The following is a 16,517-nucleotide window of genomic DNA, read 5'->3' as shown; positions in this document are numbered from 1 at the left end:
GCTTGGGCTCCCAAAAATTGAATATGAAATGGTGGTGCGTCCCGCCGTCCAGGCGCGCCGGACCGGCGCGGGCACAAGAGGTCGGGTAGGGCGGAATTCAAGGCAGATAGCCTTCCAGCAGGGTCTGGTACTTGGCCAGTACATCGGGCCAGGTAAACGCTTCCTGGAAACGGGCCAGGCTGTGGCTGCGCATCTGCGCCAGTTGCTCCGGCTGCGCCAACAGCTCATCCAGGCAGGCGGCAAAGCCGGCGGCGCCATCGAAATAGCGGGCGCCATCGCCGCAGACCCAGCGGTTGAAGCGGTTGTCGTGGGCGACCACCGGATTGCCGGCGCCCAAGGCCTCGACCAGGGAGGGGTTGGTTCCACCCACCTGGTGGCCGTGCACATAGGCTGCGCTGTGGAAGCGCAGGGCCTGGACGATGTGCTTGTCGTAGATGGCGCCGACAAAGCGCACCTCGTCGCTGGCGGCGGCCTTCACCGCCCGATGGTAGGCATTGTCGTCCTGGTAGTTGCCCAGCACGACCAGCTGCATCTCGCGGCGGCGGGCGGAAAAGCCCGTCACCACTTCCAGCAGCGAATTTTCCGGTTCCGCCCGGGCGATCACGGTGAGGAAGCGGCCGGGCTCCAGGCCCAGCGCCCGCACGGGGGCATCCGGCGCCGTGGTCACCGCGTCGGCGCCGTAGGGGATCATGGTGATCTTGCTGTCGGCCACGCGGCTCTTCAGGTGAACCTTGATCTGCGGGTGATCCGCCACCAGGTGGTTGCCCAGCCAGCAACCGGCCCAGTCGTTCAGCCAGAACCAGGTCTTGGCTACGCCGCCCCACTTGGCGCGCGACCACTCGATCCCGTCCATATTGATCAGGTTGGGAATCCCCTTGATACGCAGCAGCGCGCAAAAGACCGCGGTGTTGTAGCCCAGGGTCAGGCAGAGGTCGTTTGAGCGGGCAGCATGGCGCGTCGCCTTCAAGTCGAACAGGATGGTGCCCTTGGGACCGCCGGCGGCAATGGGAATGCGCACCCGTTCGATGCCGCGCCAGCTGTCTTCGAAGACGGGCCCTTCGCCATCCTCCTGGCAATACACCACCACTCGCCAGCCTTGTTCGACCAAGTGCAGCGCCAGGTATTCGGCAAAGGTTTCAAAGCCGCCATGGGCTGCCGGCACACCGCGCGTGCCGAGGATTCGAAGTACTTTCATGGTGTGACGCGACCGATCGGTGAATATTGGATGCCGGCTGCCTTAAGCAGCGACGGTTCATAAAGATTGCGGCCATCGAAAATGACCGGGTGCTTGAGCAGTGTCTTGATGCGGCCGAAATCCGGGCTGCGGAATTCCTTCCACTCGGTGGCGATCACCAGCGCGTCGGCACCCGCCAGCGCGTCCATCGGGCTGTCGGCATAGGCTAGCCGCTCATCCGCGCCGAACAGGCGACGCGCTTCGTCGGCAGCGACCGGATCGTAGGCGGTGACCGTTGCACCGCGCTTGAACAGCTCGGCGATCAGGACGCGGCTGGGCGCATCGCGCATATCGTCGGTATTGGGCTTGAATGCCAGGCCCCAGAGGGCGAAACGGTGATTGCGCAAGTCCTCGCCGAAGCGTTGCACGATCTTGTCCACCAGGACGCGCTTCTGCCGTTCGTTGGCGGCTTCGACCGCTTGCAGCACGCCCAGGCCCTGGCCGACCTCCGCGCCGCTGTGTATCAGTGCCTTGACGTCCTTGGGGAAGCACGAACCGCCATAGCCGCAACCGGCATAGAGGAAGTGATAGCCGATGCGCGGGTCCGAACCGATGCCTTGCCGTACCAGCTCGATGTCGGCGCCCAGCTTCTCGGCCAATAGCGCCAGTTCGTTCATGAAGGAGATGCGCGTGGCCAGCATGGCATTCGCCGCATACTTGGTCAGCTCGGCGCTGCGCGTATCCATGACCACCAGTTTGTCGCGATTGCGCTGGAAGGGGGCATACAAGGCGCGCATCACGCTGATGGCCTGCTCGTCGTCGGCGCCGATCACGATGCGGTCCGGCTTCATGAAGTCTTCGATGGCCGCGCCTTCCTTCAGGAATTCCGGATTGGAAACCACCGCGAAAGGCAGCGTCACGCCGCGGGTGGCCAAGGCCTCGGCGATTACCGCGCGGACCTTATCGGCGGTTCCGACCGGGACGGTGCTCTTGTCGACAACCACCTTGTACTCGTCCATCCGGCTGCCGATATTGCGCGCGGCCGCCAGCACGTACTTCAGGTCGGCCGAGCCGTCTTCGTCCGGCGGGGTGCCCACGGCAATAAATTGCACGGTGCCGAACCTTACCGCCTCGTCGATGTCTGTCGTGAAGTGGAGGCGGCCCGCGGCCACATTGCGCTCCACCATTGGGCCGAGGCCCGGCTCGTGAATGGGGATGCCGCCATCCTGCAGAATGCGTATCTTGGCCGGATCCAGATCCAGGCACAGCACGTCATTACCCATTTCGGCCAGGCAGGCGCCCGAAACCAGGCCGACATAACCGGTTCCAATAACGGTGATTTTCATTCAGCTCGCATTCATAAATAATAAGGTTTGGCTGAAACGGGAGGGCAAGGCCATGTCGGCAAGGAGGGCTGGTCTATGACGCTTAAATAATCCCGGCATCATAATCGAGAATATTTGCTTTCCCAACCCGCACCGCGCGAATCCCGCGTTATATTTTGCTGCCAAAACGTGACGATATAATGATTATCGCCGAGATGGGACAATTACCGTGAATTTAAAACAGGCGAGGCGCTGTCATTCAGCTCTGATTCAGGTCCGGTAAATAATAAAGCCACGCCGTGTTTATATTCACACTTTTTCAACCATCAGTAATTCTTTATATGCAAACAAGGTTTGCGCGGCAATCGTCTTCCAGCTGAACTTCGATTGCATATCGGCGCTGGCCTGCGCGACCACCTTGCCGACATCCGGGGTGGCGGACAGAACCTGTACCAACTGCTTGCCGAGCAGATCCGCATCGCCGGCACCGAACAGGAAGCCGTTCTCGCCGTCGGTGATGATCTCCTTCATGCCGGGCAGGTCCGAAGCCAGGACCGGCACGCCGAAACTCATGGCCATCAACAGTACGCCGCTCTGATAGATACGGCGATAAGGCAGCGCGATCAGGTCGGCGGCGCTGTAGAAAGTGCTCAGCTCGTCGTCCGGGATATAGCGGATATGCAGGTGGCAGAAGTCACCCAGGCCATACTGGTCGATCAAGGCCTGGTAGCGGGCGAAATCGTCCTTCCATACCTTGCCGGCGATGACCAGGTGCACCGGCGCCATGGCTTCGCGATGCTTGCCGAAGGCTTCGATCAGCAGGTCCAGGCCTTTGACTTCCTTGATCTGGCCGAAGAACAACACCACCTTCTCGTCCTGCGGCAGGCCCAGCGTGTCGCGCGCCAAGTTGCGATCCATCGCCGGCGCGATCAAGCCCAGATAACTACCGTGCGGAATCACCCGGATCTTGGCGGCGGACACCTGGCAGCGGCTGATCAGCTCATCGCGGCTGACGCGGTTGTGCACGATCAGGCGCGCGCATAGGCGATAGGTCAGGTCGCGCAGGCTGGTGGAGGTCAGCCCGGGCTTGAACGCCTCGACATCATGGATGGTGGCGACCGCCTTGAGCCCATATAGACGGGCCAGCATCACCCCCAAGGCCTCCAGGGGGCCGACATGGAAGAAATGGAAATGGGCGATGCTGGCCTTGCGCGCACGGGCATCATGCATGGTGGAAAACAAGCCGCGGACATAGCGCAGGCCGCGTTTCCAGGCGGGCTCCTTGCCCCAGATGCGCTCGAACGGGCGCTTCACCTCGAAGGCAATGCTGCCGCAGGGTTCGGACACGTCGCAGGTATACCAGGTGACCGGCACGCCGTTGCTGGCCAGGCCGCCGCATAGCCCGGAATCGTAATAATCCATGCCGCCATGACTACCGACCGGTTCGATAAGCGCTACGTTGACTGCTTTCACTGGATACCGTCCAAAATTTAACATGACAAGATTGCATTACTGGCCCTGCCGCCCAAGGTATCAGGGCATCGTGGCGAAATCCTTAAGGCCCTTGAACAAGGCCTTGAACGCGTCGGTACGCTGGTATTTGATCCAGCCCAGGCCGGCGCGGGCGAACCAGGCGGCAAAACCAAGCAGGAACAGTGCCCGCTGGCGGGTGTTGCCGTGGGTGAATACGGTGATAAAGCGGTTGCGCGCGGCATAGTAGACAAAGAAGGCCAGCTTGGGATTCTTGCCGCTGAACATGTCCAGCGACTGCACTTCCTTGCCCTGGCTGCCTTGGGCGATATGGCGCACCACGGCCGCCGGCACATAGCGGATGCGATAGCCCGCCGCCAGCACCCGCAGCGAGAGTTCGACGTCTTCCTCGTACATAAAGAAGCGATGGTCGAACCCGCCGCATTGCTCCAGCACGCTACGGCGCATCATGAAGGCGCAGCCGGTGGCGAATTGGACGTCCCGTTCCAGCAGCGCCGCCGGGGCATCGGCGGCCTGGCCGTAGCCCGGTACCCGGGCCGAGCCCTTGAACCAACTCATATAGCCGCCACCGTACCAAAGCGAATGGGGCTCGTTCATGGTGGTGATGCGCGGGGTGGTGATGCCGATGGCGGGTTCGGCGAACGGCGCCAGCAGCCTATCCACCAAGTTCGCTTCAATGACCGTGTCGGGATTGAGGAACAGTACGAAATCGGCTTGGCTGTTCGCCAATATCCAGCGCACACCGATATTGCAGCCCTCGCCGAAACCGACATTCTGCGGATGCTTGATCAAGGTCACCTGCGGAAAGGCGGCGGCGATGGCATCGGGATCGTCCTTGGGCGAGGCATTGTCCACCACGACGATATGGGCCAATGCCTCGTTCCGCACCGAGCGCAGGCAGTCGATCACCTGCTGGCTGGTGTTGTAGTTGACGATGACCAGGCCGATCGCGGCCGGGCGCGGCGTCATGGCGCTACCACGCGGACTGGCTTGCGGATCACTTTACGCCCCCGAGTTGCTCATTGGCTTGCTCGATGGCTTTCAGTTGATAGGCGCGATTGTTCGAGCCGGTCACATTGAAGGAACCGTTCTGGTAGACGTAGTCGTAAACCCAAAGGGCGGACAAGGCCACACTGCTTTGCTCGATCGCGCCCAGCAGTTCCTCGAAGTCGGCGCGCTCGCGGCGGGTATCGCCGTGGTAGATACGCGCGTCGATGCCGAATTCACCGATGAACAAGGGACGCTTGAGCTTCTTGGCGCAGCGCTCGGTCGCCTTGATCAGGTTGGGATAGTCGGGCAGCTTCTTGCCGAAGTAGCCTTCATTCTCGCCGGGGTAGATATGCACGGAAAGCAGGCCATACTCCGCCGGGTTGTCGCGCTGGATGATCGAGCAGAACTGTTCTTCGGTATCGCTCTCCCACATGCTGGCGGCGGCTACGCCCTTGTTCTTGGCGTTGGAATTGTGGTGCGCGTAGCGGCGCGGCAAGGAATTGCCGGTGCTCAGCATGGCGTCGGGACTGACCTGGCGCACCGCTTGGGCGAATTCCTTGAAGGCCGTGACCGTGTCGGCGGAGGTGATGATATCGGCCTGCGTGCGCCTGGCCGGCGTGCCCTTGCGGGTATCGACCTTGGGCAGGAAGTCCTTGGCATTGGGCAGATCGGCGCGCAGGGTCATTTCATTGCCGAACTCCCAGGCCCACACGATCTTGCGGCTGCCATAGCGTTCCACCATATCCTTGGTATAGGCGCGCATGAACTTGATGGTCTTGCTATCGCGCTTGCCCCAGGCCGAGGCCGGCTCGCCGACCATGTCCGGCACGGTCGCGTAGTTCCAGTTCAAGCTGGCGACGATGCCGATTTCATTGCTTTCGGCCGCGTCCATAAAGGCATCGACCACCTTGAAATAGGCTTCGCGATCACGCTGGTACAGTTTCATTTCACTTGGCCAAAAGCCGCCCAGCATCACGCGTACGAACGGGACCTTGTGCGAGGCCAGTTCCCTGAAGCCATAGACGTAGGTCTTGTCTCTCGGATTCGACAGCGCCCGATAAAGGCCGCTGAAATAATTCACGCCGATTGCCCGGTAGGGGCGACCATTCTTGAGCAAGCTGCCATCCGAGCCGACCGTCAATTGCCCGGCATGGCTGGATGCGGCTGCAATACAAAGCGCCGCTACCACGGCAAGGCGGTTTATCCAGGCCTTCATATCAGTTTCTCCTTCGCAGTGCTGCTGTCATTCCGGCTGATCACCAGAATCAAGGCGGCGGCAATAAATAAAAGTGGAATGTTGTAATCCAGGGAGACGATGCTCATCACCATCAGCATGCCGGCTATGGACAAGGCCAGGAAAACGCCGAGTCCGCCCTGCTTGTTGGCCGGGTTCATGCTGGCGCGCACGCCGGTGTACATGATGGTGAACATAAAGGCGAAGAACACGCACAGGGCGATCAGGCCGGCATCCAGCGCGTAGGACAGATAAAAATTATCGATGGTCAACATGCGATTGGTACCGATGAAGCCCAGCACCACGGCCGCCCGCGAAATACCGTAGCCGAATATCGGCTTGTCCAGGATCAAGGGGATACCCTTTTCCATCATCTGGATACGCGCATTCGAACTTTGTACTTCGGTCAGCGAGCGGCCCTGGAAGTAGCTGAGGTCGAGATCGACAAAGGCCAGCAGGCTGACCGCCGCCATGCCCGACATCACGATGGCCACCACCAGCATCCAGCCCACGGCGCCCATGCGGCGCGAGGTCATCAGGCCGCGCGCGAAGATGACGGTGGCCGCCAGCAGGATGACGGCCAGCACAGCCAGGCCGGCACGCGAGCCGGTGCAATACTCGGTCACGATCAACAAAGGCACGCTAAACAGCGCGACCTTGCGGACCAGGCCGCGTCCCATCGCCAGGAAATAGAAAGCGATAGGCAGTAGAAAGACGGCGAATTCGGCCAGCAGCAAGGGATTGGCAAAGGTCGACTGGGCACGGTAGGAGCCGCTGCGCGATTTGTCCGCGAGTGCTTGCACCAGGTATTCCGAATCGAGCTTCATGCCCGGGATATGGACTTGTGAAAATATCACCGACTTGGTGGCGAATTCATACAGGGTCAGGAGGCCCATGACCAAGCCGCAATAAAGCAGTAATTTGGCCAATCCTTCCACCTTCTCCTGCCTATCGACCAGCGAAAGGATCATGAAGAACACCAGCGCGCCCGACATCAGCTCGTTGATCAGGCTGTATATGGACGGCAGGGGGTAGTCGGACAGAATGGCGCTACCGACGCGCAGAAATAACAGAAATCCCAATAAGGCGATGGTTTTGGGATGTTGCTTGATCCGGGTCGCGATGGTGTCGCGGAAAATCGGCGAAGTCAGCGAGATCATCCAGACCAGGATCAATACCATGTGTACCAAGCGCTGCGGGGTGATATCCGGCCCCGCCAATTGGAAGGCCAGGTAGCGCGGCCACAGCAAGAACAGCCCCAGCGAGCCGAACAGCAATGCCGTCAGCAGGGCCGTGGGCGGCTCGAAAGAGATAAAGCCGCGGAATAGCAGCGGAACAAACAGCGGCGGCACGAACAGCGCGCCCATCCACCATGGAAACAATGCCACGGCCAGCCCGGTGATAACGGCATAGAACATGCCGAAGATCAGAACCCAAAGCGGTACTTTATTTTTCTTCATGACCAGGCTGGATTTTTCGTTTATCACGTTGCGATGGTGCGTATCCGCTTGTGCCCGCGGCAGGAAGTATTCCCGCCGCGAACCCAGGCCCGAGCCGCACCGCCATGGGTATCGTCTCAGCGATAGATAAGCTGCCGCAACGCGGCGCCGTTGCGCCGGGCCATTTCCTTGACGCCTTCATGGTCCTTGCGGATCGACTGCTGCAGGGCATCCATCTTGTCGACGACCTGGCCGAACTGGGTGACGATCCAGTCGGCGCTGAAATTATCGATACGTGCCACATTGGCCGCGGTACCGATCGATGCCATGAAGTCGTCGAGCTTGTAGTGGTAGGACAGGGCGATGGAGGGGATGCCGGCGGTCGCCGCGATAATGACGGGGTGCATATTGGTGCTGATCATCACATCGACCGATTGGCAGGCGCGTACAAAGGTATCGATATCCGGATCGTTCAGCAGATGCACGTCCTTGATGCCCTTCGCCGCCAGTCCTTCGGCCACCTTATCGCAGGAGCTTTGGTCCCAGGTGGTGCTGGGGATGATCACGAAGGAAACGTCGCCGTCCTTGGCAATCCGCGCCAGTGCACCGCAGACTTCGTCGTAGTAACGGGTATTGTCGGTGATCTGGCCGCGTGGCGAGGCGCCCGTGGGGCTTTCATGCCGCCGCAGATGCTGGATCATCACGCCGACCAGCTTGCTCTTGCCGTTCGGGCAGAACTTGGCGCGGTCGGCCGGCGTGGCGATCTTGGGGATCAGGTTCGCTTCGTCGGCGGTCAAGCCCATGGTGGATTCGGAATAGTCGGCCAGGCGCAGGGTCTTTGCCGACTGCACGTCGCGGTAGGCGATATAGGCCACGCTATCGAGCGAGGTCTTCAGCAGATTGGCGCAATTCTCTTCCGAGAAGGGGCCGACCGTCTGGCCGTAGATGATCAGCGGGGTGCCGGCGGCCTTGGCGAAGCGGATCTCCCAGATGCGCGACGGCAGGGCGTCCTTCCAGGCATCGTTGAAGTAGCCGCCGCCGCCCATGACCACCGCGTCGGATGCGGCCATTTCGCGCAGGTGGCGATTGAGGGCGGGCGACAGCATGACACCGGTCGCGCTCCATATCATCAGGGCCAGGCGGCGGAAATAGGATAGCGGGTTTTTCCAGGTCAGCAGTTTGTGGATGGACACCTGGGCATTCAAGCCATGCATGCGCTTAAGCTCGGTCGGTTCGAACGAGGTCATGTGCAGGGCGACATCCTTGAAGTCGCGGCGGAACGTTTCCAGCATTCCCATCAGGATGGCATTGTCGCCCTTGTTGCCATAACCCCAGCCGCCGGTTACATAAAGCCGTTTAGTCATCGAATCACGCTCCAGATAAATGCCATATTTAAAAAAATCGTCAGCCAAACCCACTTGCCGGCCCGGTACCATTTGCTGGTGAAGGCCAGCTTTAGCGCATACAGCGCAGTCAACAAGCCATAGGCCAGTACCATGGCGCGCACCAGTCCCGGCAGGCCAGCCTGCGGCAAGGTCAGCCAGACGCTGGCCGCCAGGCCCAGCGCGGCCAGTGCGTAGGACCAGAGGCGTAGACCGGGGCGGCCTTGTGCCATCAGCAGCAAGCCGAAACCGCCGGCCAGGAAACGTACCGCGATCAGCGCGCCGAACGGGCCGGCCAGATCGGCGGCGGCTTGGAAGCCGCTACCGAATAACAAAAGAATGACCGGCTTGCCCAGCAAGGCGGTACCCAGCCCCAGCACCAAACCGAACAAGGCATAGGCAACGATGGTCGGGTCGGTGGTATTGCCGCGGCCTTCGCTGGCGGCGAACTTGCGCGCCACCGTGGGCAGCAGCACGCTTTGCAGCACCCCCGACAATTGCGCCGAACCCTGCACCAGGCGCAGGCCCGCCTGGTAATTACCCAAGGCCACGGTGCCCAGGTAATACCTACCCAGCAAGGTGTCCAGGGAAGAGAAAACATTGGTCGCCATCACGTCCAGGGCCGAAGTAAAACTGCCGGCGACAAAGCCGCGCACGGTGGGCCAATCGAACGATGTGCCACGGCGCAAGCCGGCAGCGCCATGCAGCATCCTGATCCAGCCATAGGCTACGATGATGCGCGCCAGCAGGAAGGCATAGGCCACCGCGACAATACTTTTCGAGATAAGCGCCGTCGCCGCCACGATGGCAAGGACAGCCATGCTGCCAAGCAGCTGCCAATGGGTCTCCCGCTTGTATTGATCCTCCAGCCGGAGCACCGCACTGCCGAGATCGGTCCATGGCAGCAGCAACTGGGACAGCAGCAAGGGGAGGGCGAACATCGCCTCGCTCCGGCCTTGCTCATTCAATCCGATAAAAGCCGCTGCGATCAGCACCACCAGGGCGGACAAGACCAGCTTGGTCGCGAAGGCAGCTTGCAGCACGCCGGCCGTCTGGCTCGCGCCGCCATGCTCGCCACGGGCAATCAGTACGCTTACCCGCTGCGGCATGCCGAAATCGACGAACTGCGCCAGGATGCCGCCCACGGTGAGCCAGTACATCATCGAACCGAAGTCCGAAACACCTAGCACACGGCCGCAAACCACCATCAGCAAAAGTGCGGAACCGATGCGGCTGGCGATGGACAACGCGGCTAACAGCGACTTCTTGATCACTTACAAACCTTAACGAACATGGCGCGGAGGCCACCCTCAATGGTGAAAGATGCCTTGCAGGCGTTGCCGCAGGCCAGGCGCTTCGCCATTGTAGAACATTGTCATAAAACAGGTCGGGTTTCCTGCCGGCGCCCGGCATCGGCGCGCACGGCCGGCCTATCCGGTGAAGCTACTTGATGGCGCCTACCAGGCTATTACGGGCCGTGGCATCCACCGACTGCAGCAGGGCATCCGAAAACGCGCGCTGGATCTGGAAGGCGCGGTCATTGTCCCGGTCGATGGTCGATACGCGTACCAGCGTGCCATCGGGAATCACACCCTGGAAGCCCATCTGCAGGCGCCTGATGGTCTGTCCCAGGCCGCCGTACACCGTGGTATCGCCCAGGCGTATCCAATAGGTGATGGGCTCGGAGCGAGGACCCGAGGTGGCCAGCAATTGACGCGTGCGGATATCGGTATCCTTGAATCGCAGCACCGCATCGCCAATCGTTTTGACCTGGAACCCTTGCGAGGTGTAGCAGGTTTCCGGTTTATGGATCTGCATGCCGCGGCTCTGGTCGCCACCGTAGGCGATGGAGAGCATCACGCGCTCGCCGCTGCCGTTGATATAGGTGCGCGCCAGGACCTGGTCGTAGACTTCCTTCAGGCGCGCTTCCACTTCGCGATCCGGCAGGATGGGCCTGGCGTCCGGCAGATAGCTCCAATCGCCGAATTGCTTGGGCACCATGCGCTCAAGATCGAGGGTGGTCTGGCCTGCCATATGCACGGTCGGCTTCAGGTAGTAAGCGCCCGCTGCGCTGGATAGCATCAAGGCGCACAGTACGCCGGCACGCGTGGATATGGACATGCTCAATTCGCCCCGCTCAAATTGTTCGTTTTGCCGCGCAGGAATTTCACGCTGAAATGCAGCATGGAATCGATACCGATAATCAGCAGCAAGGCAGTCAGGAACAGGACCATGCCGGCAAAGCCGTGCAGGAAGCCCTGGCCGGCTTCGTCGCCGAAGTGGTAGGTGATCAGGGTCAGCACCATCACCCGGATCACATTGGCGGTAAAGGAGATCGGTACGATCAGGATGGCCAGCGAGACATTGCGGAGCAGCGAGTCATGGCGCACCAGGTTCAGGTAGAGCAAGCCCAGCGCTTCCAGCGTAAATAGCGTTTGCAGGCCGGCACAGGCATCGGCCACCAGCAGCATGTACTGGCCGATCTGCAGGATCACGCCGGTGCGGGCAATGGGATAGCCGATCCAGAACAGCACATGCTCGGCCACGTAGGAGACGGCCATCTTCATCGGCATGGTCACGGCATCGACCACGGTGCCGGGCAGCGGGATCATGAACAGCATGAAGAACAGCGGAAACCACTGCGCCTTCAAGGCGGCGGGGCCGCGCATCAACAGCAGGATGCCGGCCAGCATCCAGATGACCGAGCCTACCTCGAACAGCTGTACATCCTGCGAGCGGCCGACGGTATACAGCACGATGCCCACCAGGAAAATCGGCCAGCCCGCATTGGAGCGGGCCTTGCCCTCGCTGAGCCGCATCATCTCCGGCCATTTGCGATACATCAGCCAGACCGAAATCGCCAGCACGATGGGGCCGTGGCCCTGCTCGGTGGTGCCCCAGACGCCCTTGAACAGGCCGATCAAACTGGGCACGAACAGCGCCAGCAGCCCGACGACGATGGGCAGCCAGGACAGCATGTCCTTATTCAAGCCGGTGGGTTGACCAGACAGGGGTTTTTGCGTTTCCAACGGGATATCCATCTTTCCTTCCTCTCGCCGATCATTGCCGCGCTAGCGGCAGTGCCGGCCTTTTGTTTTGCCAGTGCCCGCCCGGCGATTTATGTCACACATCGTTCAGTACCGAACCCACCAGGCTTGCACCGGATTGCTGCAGGCTACGCGCCAGCTGCACCACATCGGCGACGGTACTTTCGTTCTTGCGGGTCACCATCAAGGCAGCACCGGCCCGCACGGCCAAGGTCTGCGTATCGGCATACTCACTCCCGGCCGGCGTATCGAGGATTACCACATCGAAATGGCGGCACAAGGATTCCAGGACGTCGGTGAAACCTTGCCGCCCCAGCAATTCCTGTGGATTGGGCGGCACCGCGCCGGCCGGCAGGATGGACAGGCCCAGCAGCGACGGTACGCGCACGATGGCTTGCGAGCCGACCCGTCCGGCCAGCATATCGGACAAGCCGGCGTTGTTACCCAGCTTGAACAGCATGTGCTGGCGTGGCGAGCGCAGGTCGGCATCGATCAGCAGCGTACGTTCGCCCAGCTGCGAGAAGACGATGGCCAGATTGGCGGCAATAAAACTGCGGCCTTCCCCGTGCCCGGGGCTGACCACGGCCAGCGACTTGCGCTGCGATTCGGTATCGAACCAGCGCAACATCAATTGGCTGCGCAAGGCCCGCAACTGCTCCACGGTCTTGCTGAACGGCTTGTAGGCGGCCACCAGCTCCTGGCTGAGGCTATTGTCGCCGGCCGACAGATAGGGGTAGTCGAACTGGCGAGACAGGGCGAAGCGGATATCGTCTTCGGTCAGCAGTCCCAGCTCGATCGCCGCATCGCCGAAGCGCTTGCCCTGTTCCTTCTGTAGACGCAGGATGCGCTCGGCATTCTCCAGCGACAGGCGGCCCGAATCGGCCAGGATGGCGCCGATGGATCGGCCGGCGCTTTTGTGCGCGGTCTTCTTTTGCACCGTGGGTTCCACGGCGCTTTTGGTTTCTACTTTGTCGGTCATTTCAGTCTCGCCGGCTTGGCAGCCAGATGCGTGCGCGATTGGCGACGGGGTTTCTTGCGGGACAATAGGCTACGCCATCCCTTTCGACCGCGCACCAGCGGCTCGGCGCGGACGATCTCCGCCAGTACCGGCAGATCGATGGCCTGGGCCAGATCTTCGCCGGAGCGGATACGCCGGTTGGCCAGTTCGAACATCATGACAAAGCCGATACCCAGGAAGCCGCCGAGGAAAATGGCGACCAATACATTGAGGACGACCTTGGGGCGCGATGGATCGACCGGCTCGGCGGCGACATTGAGCACCACGATATTGGTCTGGATCGACAAGCTTTCCAGGCGGGTCTGGGCCGAACGGCCGCTGACCGCCTCGAAGGCGCGCTGGGCCGATTCCACGTCGCGGCGCAACACATTGAGTTCGTCGCGCTGCTTGTTCAATTCCAGTACGCGCTTTTTCTGCACGTCGATGGCTTCGATCAGGCTCTTTTCGTTCAGCTTGCTGACTTGGTAGGAGGTGCCGATGGAGCTCGAAATCAGGCGGGTCTCGCTCGCCAGCTTGTCGCGCAGCGAAGCCAGTTCGGATTCGGCGCGCTGGGTTTGCGGGTGGTTCTTGCCCAGGTTGATATTGCTTTCCTGCAGCTTGGCTTCCAGCCGGGCGATATCACCCTTGAGGCTGTTGATCAGCGGGCTCTGCATCACATCGATCAGGGTATTGCTACCCTCGCCGGTGCTGCGCTTGCTCTGGGTCGCGGTGGTCTGTCCCTGCACGGCGGTCAGCTGCGAGGCGATCTCGTTGAGCTTGGCGGTTTCATAGTCCAGCCGCTCGTCGGTCGCGACGATGCCGAATTTCTGCTGGTAGCTGGAAAGATTGCGTTGCGCCTGTTCCAGCTTGTCGCGCAAGGCCTTGGTCTGTTCCTCGAACCAGCCGGCATACTGCTTGGCCGGTTCGACCTTCAGTTCCAGGTTGACGTCGATATAGGCTTGTGCGAACGCATTGGCGACCGAGGCGGCGAAAGCCGGATCGCTGGCGCTGAAGCTGATATTGATGACATTGCTCTCGCGCGAGGGTTTGACGTCCAGGTTCTTCTGCAGCAACTCGGCCAGCCAGACGCGCAAGGTACCCTTGCCTTCGGTCGCTTCCCGCCACTGCTCCTTGATCGCCGCGCTTTCTTCCATGCGCAGCAGCTTGACCACCCGCTGGGCTACCCGCTCGCTATTGATGATATCGATCTGGGTGGCCATATAGCCGGGCGCCGCCAGGCCCGGCAGCACCATGCCGGCCACAGGGTCGGGCGATTTCACGTCCAGCACCACCGCGGTGCTGGCTTGGTATTGCTTGGGCAAGAGCAGGCTGACGACCAGGGTCGTACCGACCGTCAGAAACAGGGTCAGCAGCGCCACATGGGAGCGGGCGCGCAGGATAAACAGAAATTGCTGGAATGACATGTAGGCTCGCCGACCTTAAAAGATGCGTTCGCGCACGTAGATGACGTCGTTGGGCTGAACGGCTTCGGTAAGTTGCGGAGACCGTTGATCCACTGCACCGGCACTATTCTTGCGATGTAGATAAAGGCGCGAATCGCTGCCGCGCGGCGTGGGGCCGCCACCCAGCGCCAGAGCCTGCATCACGGTCATGCCGCGCTCGATGCGATAGGAGCCGGGACGCTGCGCTTCGCCGAAAATGTAGAAAACCGGCGCCCGATGGACATAGATGGTATCGCCGCCGGCCAGCACCGCGTTTTCGCCGGTCTTGTCGGCCAGGTACAGGTCGGGGATATCGATGACCTTGCGGAAGGGCTTGCCGTTGCGCAGGCCGGACAGGATGACCATATCGTCGCCCAGTTGGTTGCTGCCGCCGGCGGTGGCTAGCATATCGCTCACCCGGGTGTTGAGCGTTTCCAGGGGGTAGCGGCCGGGCCGGTTGACCTGGCCCAGCACCGCAACCTGGTTGCCGCGCACCTGCACCAGGATGATATTGACCTGTGGCTGCTTGACGAAGCCGCCTTTGCTCAAGGCATCGGCAATCTTCTTTTCGGCGGCGGCAATCGATAGCCCACCGAGACCCACCGACCCGATCAGGGGGTAGTTGATCGCGCCGTTCTCGGACACCCGTGCCTCGATGGTCAGGTCCGGATTCTGGAATACCTGGACCCGGATCGCGTCGCCCGCACCGAGCGGATAGTCGGTGTTGACCGGGTCGGCGGCTTGCGCCGCACCGACAAGGAATAGGCAGATCAGGAATTGGATAAAACGGCGAATCATGTGAGCTCCGGTGGGTAATGGCTGAACCGGCTTACTTCAGCCCGGCCACGCCCTTTTCGATGGATGCATCGGAGGCAGGCGCGGCGGCGGTTTCCGCGGCGGCGGGCGCCGCAGCCGGTGCTGCCGGCGCCGTACCGGCGAACTCGCCGGCATAGCTGATCTTGGCCTTGGCCTTGAGTTGCGCCAATTCCTTGCCGGTCGACTCACCCGCGCGCTGGTTGAACAGGAATTGCTGGATCTTGGGCAGCGCTTCCGCTTCCGTCACCGGTGCGGCCTGCGAAGCAATCACCCGCATGGCGGTAATGGTCTGGGGCGCTTCGACCACCATGCCCTCGCCATCCTTCAGCGCATGTACCTTGGGCAACAGTTCCAGCGGGATCTGCTCGGCCGGCTTGGTGGCGCCGCCACCGGCGAACTTGATGTTCTTGCTCTTGAGCCAGGCTGCGATTTCTTCAATCGGCTTGCCGGCGGCGACTTGCGCTTCCACTTCGCCCTTCAGTCCCGGCGCGGTCGGGAAGACGACTTCCTGGATATTGTAGATACGGCGTTCGCCGAACAGCTGCGGGTGCTCCTGGAAGTACTTCTTGGCTTCTTCGGTACTAGGCTTGGCCACGGCCGCGCTCAGTTGCTCGATATAGGCACGTGCCAATACGTCGCGACGGGCGGCTTCCAGCGCCATCACGACCGCGGGGGAGCGGTCCAGCTTCTTTTCCACGGCCTGCGCCACCACCAGTTGCTGGTCGACCAGTTTGTCGAGGACCTCGCGGCGCAGCTTGGCGGCGGCTTCGGGCGTAGGGGCGTTGGCGCCGGAGCGGCTCAGCACGAAGTTGATCTGATGTACCGAGATTTCGTCGTCGTTGACCTTGGCAGCCACCTGGCTGGCGGTCTTCTCGTCTTTGCCACCGCACGCCGTAACGCTCAGGAGCAGGGGGATAGCCAGCAATGGCAATGCAAGTTTGGCGCTGATGTGTCGCATATAGGGTGCTGTCGTAGCTTCAGATTGAGGATTAGTGGAACGCCGCCAGCGCGCAGTCGGCGCGGGCCGAACTTGCGAACATGCGGCAATCGTTTCTTGGCAGACGGGAAGGGCAAGGTCAGCCCAGCCGTTTATCGGCCCAGAACATTTCAATTCTGGACAGGCTGCGCTATCAATATTACAAAAGGAGAACACCGCCCACCAGCGCCGTAGAGCCTGTTG

14 protein-coding genes are annotated in these 16,517 nt (G+C 61.3%); all 14 read right to left on the bottom strand.

All coding sequences use genetic code 11. From position 1 onward, the window contains the following. Nucleotides 1-97: 97 nt before the first annotated feature. A complete protein-coding gene (locus FNU76_RS10050) occupies nt 98-1,195 on the bottom strand; it encodes a DUF1972 domain-containing protein (RefSeq protein WP_144278072.1) in 1,098 nt (365 codons plus the stop codon). Continuing rightward, a complete protein-coding gene (locus FNU76_RS10045) occupies nt 1,192-2,520 on the bottom strand; it encodes a UDP-glucose dehydrogenase family protein (RefSeq protein WP_144278071.1) in 1,329 nt (442 codons plus the stop codon). Before FNU76_RS10045 ends, FNU76_RS10050 begins: the two co-directional genes overlap by 4 nt. Nucleotides 2,521-2,808: 288 nt before the next feature. Then, nucleotides 2,809-3,972, bottom strand: coding sequence for a glycosyltransferase family 4 protein (locus FNU76_RS10040; protein WP_179958420.1), 1,164 nt, complete (start codon nt 3,970-3,972; stop codon nt 2,809-2,811). A gap of 60 nt (nt 3,973-4,032) precedes the next feature. Then, entirely contained in the window at nt 4,033-4,959 is a 927-nt protein-coding gene (locus tag FNU76_RS10035) for a glycosyltransferase family 2 protein (RefSeq protein ID WP_144278069.1), read from the bottom strand. Nucleotides 4,960-4,987: 28 nt separating this feature from the next. Further along, the gene (locus FNU76_RS10030; protein WP_144278068.1) at nt 4,988-6,196 is read right to left on the bottom strand and encodes a cellulase family glycosylhydrolase; all 1,209 of its coding nucleotides are present in this window, start codon (nt 6,194-6,196) and stop codon (nt 4,988-4,990) included. Then, entirely contained in the window at nt 6,193-7,674 is a 1,482-nt protein-coding gene (locus FNU76_RS10025; RefSeq protein ID WP_144278067.1) for an O-antigen ligase family protein, read from the bottom strand. Before FNU76_RS10025 ends, FNU76_RS10030 begins: the two co-directional genes overlap by 4 nt. Before the next feature lie 116 nt (nt 7,675-7,790). Then, nucleotides 7,791-9,017 carry a polysaccharide pyruvyl transferase family protein gene (locus tag FNU76_RS10020; RefSeq protein WP_179958419.1) on the bottom strand — a complete coding sequence of 409 codons (1,227 nt, stop codon included), beginning with the start codon at nt 9,015-9,017 and terminating at the stop codon, nt 7,791-7,793. Beyond that, nucleotides 9,014-10,309 (bottom strand): oligosaccharide flippase family protein, encoded by a 1,296-nt coding sequence (locus tag FNU76_RS10015; protein ID WP_144278065.1) that lies wholly within the window; start codon nt 10,307-10,309, stop codon nt 9,014-9,016. Before FNU76_RS10015 ends, FNU76_RS10020 begins: the two co-directional genes overlap by 4 nt. A gap of 169 nt (nt 10,310-10,478) precedes the next feature. Beyond that, on the bottom strand, nt 10,479-11,156 hold the full coding sequence (gene epsI, locus FNU76_RS10010; RefSeq protein WP_144278064.1) for an exosortase-associated protein EpsI, B-type: 678 nt from the start codon (nt 11,154-11,156) through the stop codon (nt 10,479-10,481). A 2-nt stretch (nt 11,157-11,158) separates the two neighbouring features. Further along, on the bottom strand, nt 11,159-12,076 hold the full coding sequence (xrtB, locus tag FNU76_RS10005) for an exosortase B (protein ID WP_144278063.1): 918 nt from the start codon (nt 12,074-12,076) through the stop codon (nt 11,159-11,161). Nucleotides 12,077-12,158: 82 nt separating this feature from the next. After that, nucleotides 12,159-13,061, bottom strand: coding sequence for a chain length determinant protein tyrosine kinase EpsG (gene epsG / locus FNU76_RS10000; RefSeq protein ID WP_179958418.1), 903 nt, complete (start codon nt 13,059-13,061; stop codon nt 12,159-12,161). Further along, nucleotides 13,058-14,503 carry a chain length determinant protein EpsF gene (gene epsF / locus FNU76_RS09995; RefSeq protein WP_144278062.1) on the bottom strand — a complete coding sequence of 482 codons (1,446 nt, stop codon included), beginning with the start codon at nt 14,501-14,503 and terminating at the stop codon, nt 13,058-13,060. The genes epsG and epsF overlap by 4 nt, the downstream gene beginning before the upstream one ends. 15 nt (nt 14,504-14,518) lie before the next feature. Continuing rightward, a complete protein-coding gene (gene epsE / locus FNU76_RS09990) occupies nt 14,519-15,319 on the bottom strand; it encodes a polysaccharide export protein EpsE (RefSeq protein WP_179958417.1) in 801 nt (266 codons plus the stop codon). Nucleotides 15,320-15,350: 31 nt separating this feature from the next. Next, entirely contained in the window at nt 15,351-16,295 is a 945-nt protein-coding gene (locus FNU76_RS09985; RefSeq protein ID WP_144278061.1) for an EpsD family peptidyl-prolyl cis-trans isomerase, read from the bottom strand. Nucleotides 16,296-16,517: the final 222 nt, after the last annotated feature.

The organism is Chitinimonas arctica (genome assembly GCF_007431345.1).
GTDB lineage: Bacteria > Pseudomonadota > Gammaproteobacteria > Burkholderiales > Chitinimonadaceae > Chitinimonas > Chitinimonas arctica.
The sequence above is the reverse complement of the archived record's forward strand: the minus strand, read 5'-3'. Positions and strand labels throughout refer to the sequence as shown.

Coding starts and splice junctions, on each gene's coding strand:
- FNU76_RS10045 (WP_144278071.1), bottom strand. CDS start 2,520: ATGAAAATCACCGTTATTGGAACCGGTTATGTCGGCCTGGTTTCGGGC.
- epsE (WP_179958417.1), bottom strand. CDS start 15,319: ATGATTCGCCGTTTTATCCAATTCCTGATCTGCCTATTCCTTGTCGGT.
- epsI (WP_144278064.1), bottom strand. CDS start 11,156: ATGTCCATATCCACGCGTGCCGGCGTACTGTGCGCCTTGATGCTATCC.
- FNU76_RS10030 (WP_144278068.1), bottom strand. CDS start 6,196: ATGAAGGCCTGGATAAACCGCCTTGCCGTGGTAGCGGCGCTTTGTATT.
- epsG (WP_179958418.1), bottom strand. CDS start 13,061: ATGACCGACAAAGTAGAAACCAAAAGCGCCGTGGAACCCACGGTGCAA.
- xrtB (WP_144278063.1), bottom strand. CDS start 12,076: ATGGATATCCCGTTGGAAACGCAAAAACCCCTGTCTGGTCAACCCACC.
- epsF (WP_144278062.1), bottom strand. CDS start 14,503: ATGTCATTCCAGCAATTTCTGTTTATCCTGCGCGCCCGCTCCCATGTG.
- FNU76_RS10025 (WP_144278067.1), bottom strand. CDS start 7,674: ATGAAGAAAAATAAAGTACCGCTTTGGGTTCTGATCTTCGGCATGTTC.
- FNU76_RS09985 (WP_144278061.1), bottom strand. CDS start 16,295: ATGCGACACATCAGCGCCAAACTTGCATTGCCATTGCTGGCTATCCCC.
- FNU76_RS10020 (WP_179958419.1), bottom strand. CDS start 9,017: ATGACTAAACGGCTTTATGTAACCGGCGGCTGGGGTTATGGCAACAAG.
- FNU76_RS10050 (WP_144278072.1), bottom strand. CDS start 1,195: ATGAAAGTACTTCGAATCCTCGGCACGCGCGGTGTGCCGGCAGCCCAT.
- FNU76_RS10035 (WP_144278069.1), bottom strand. CDS start 4,959: ATGACGCCGCGCCCGGCCGCGATCGGCCTGGTCATCGTCAACTACAAC.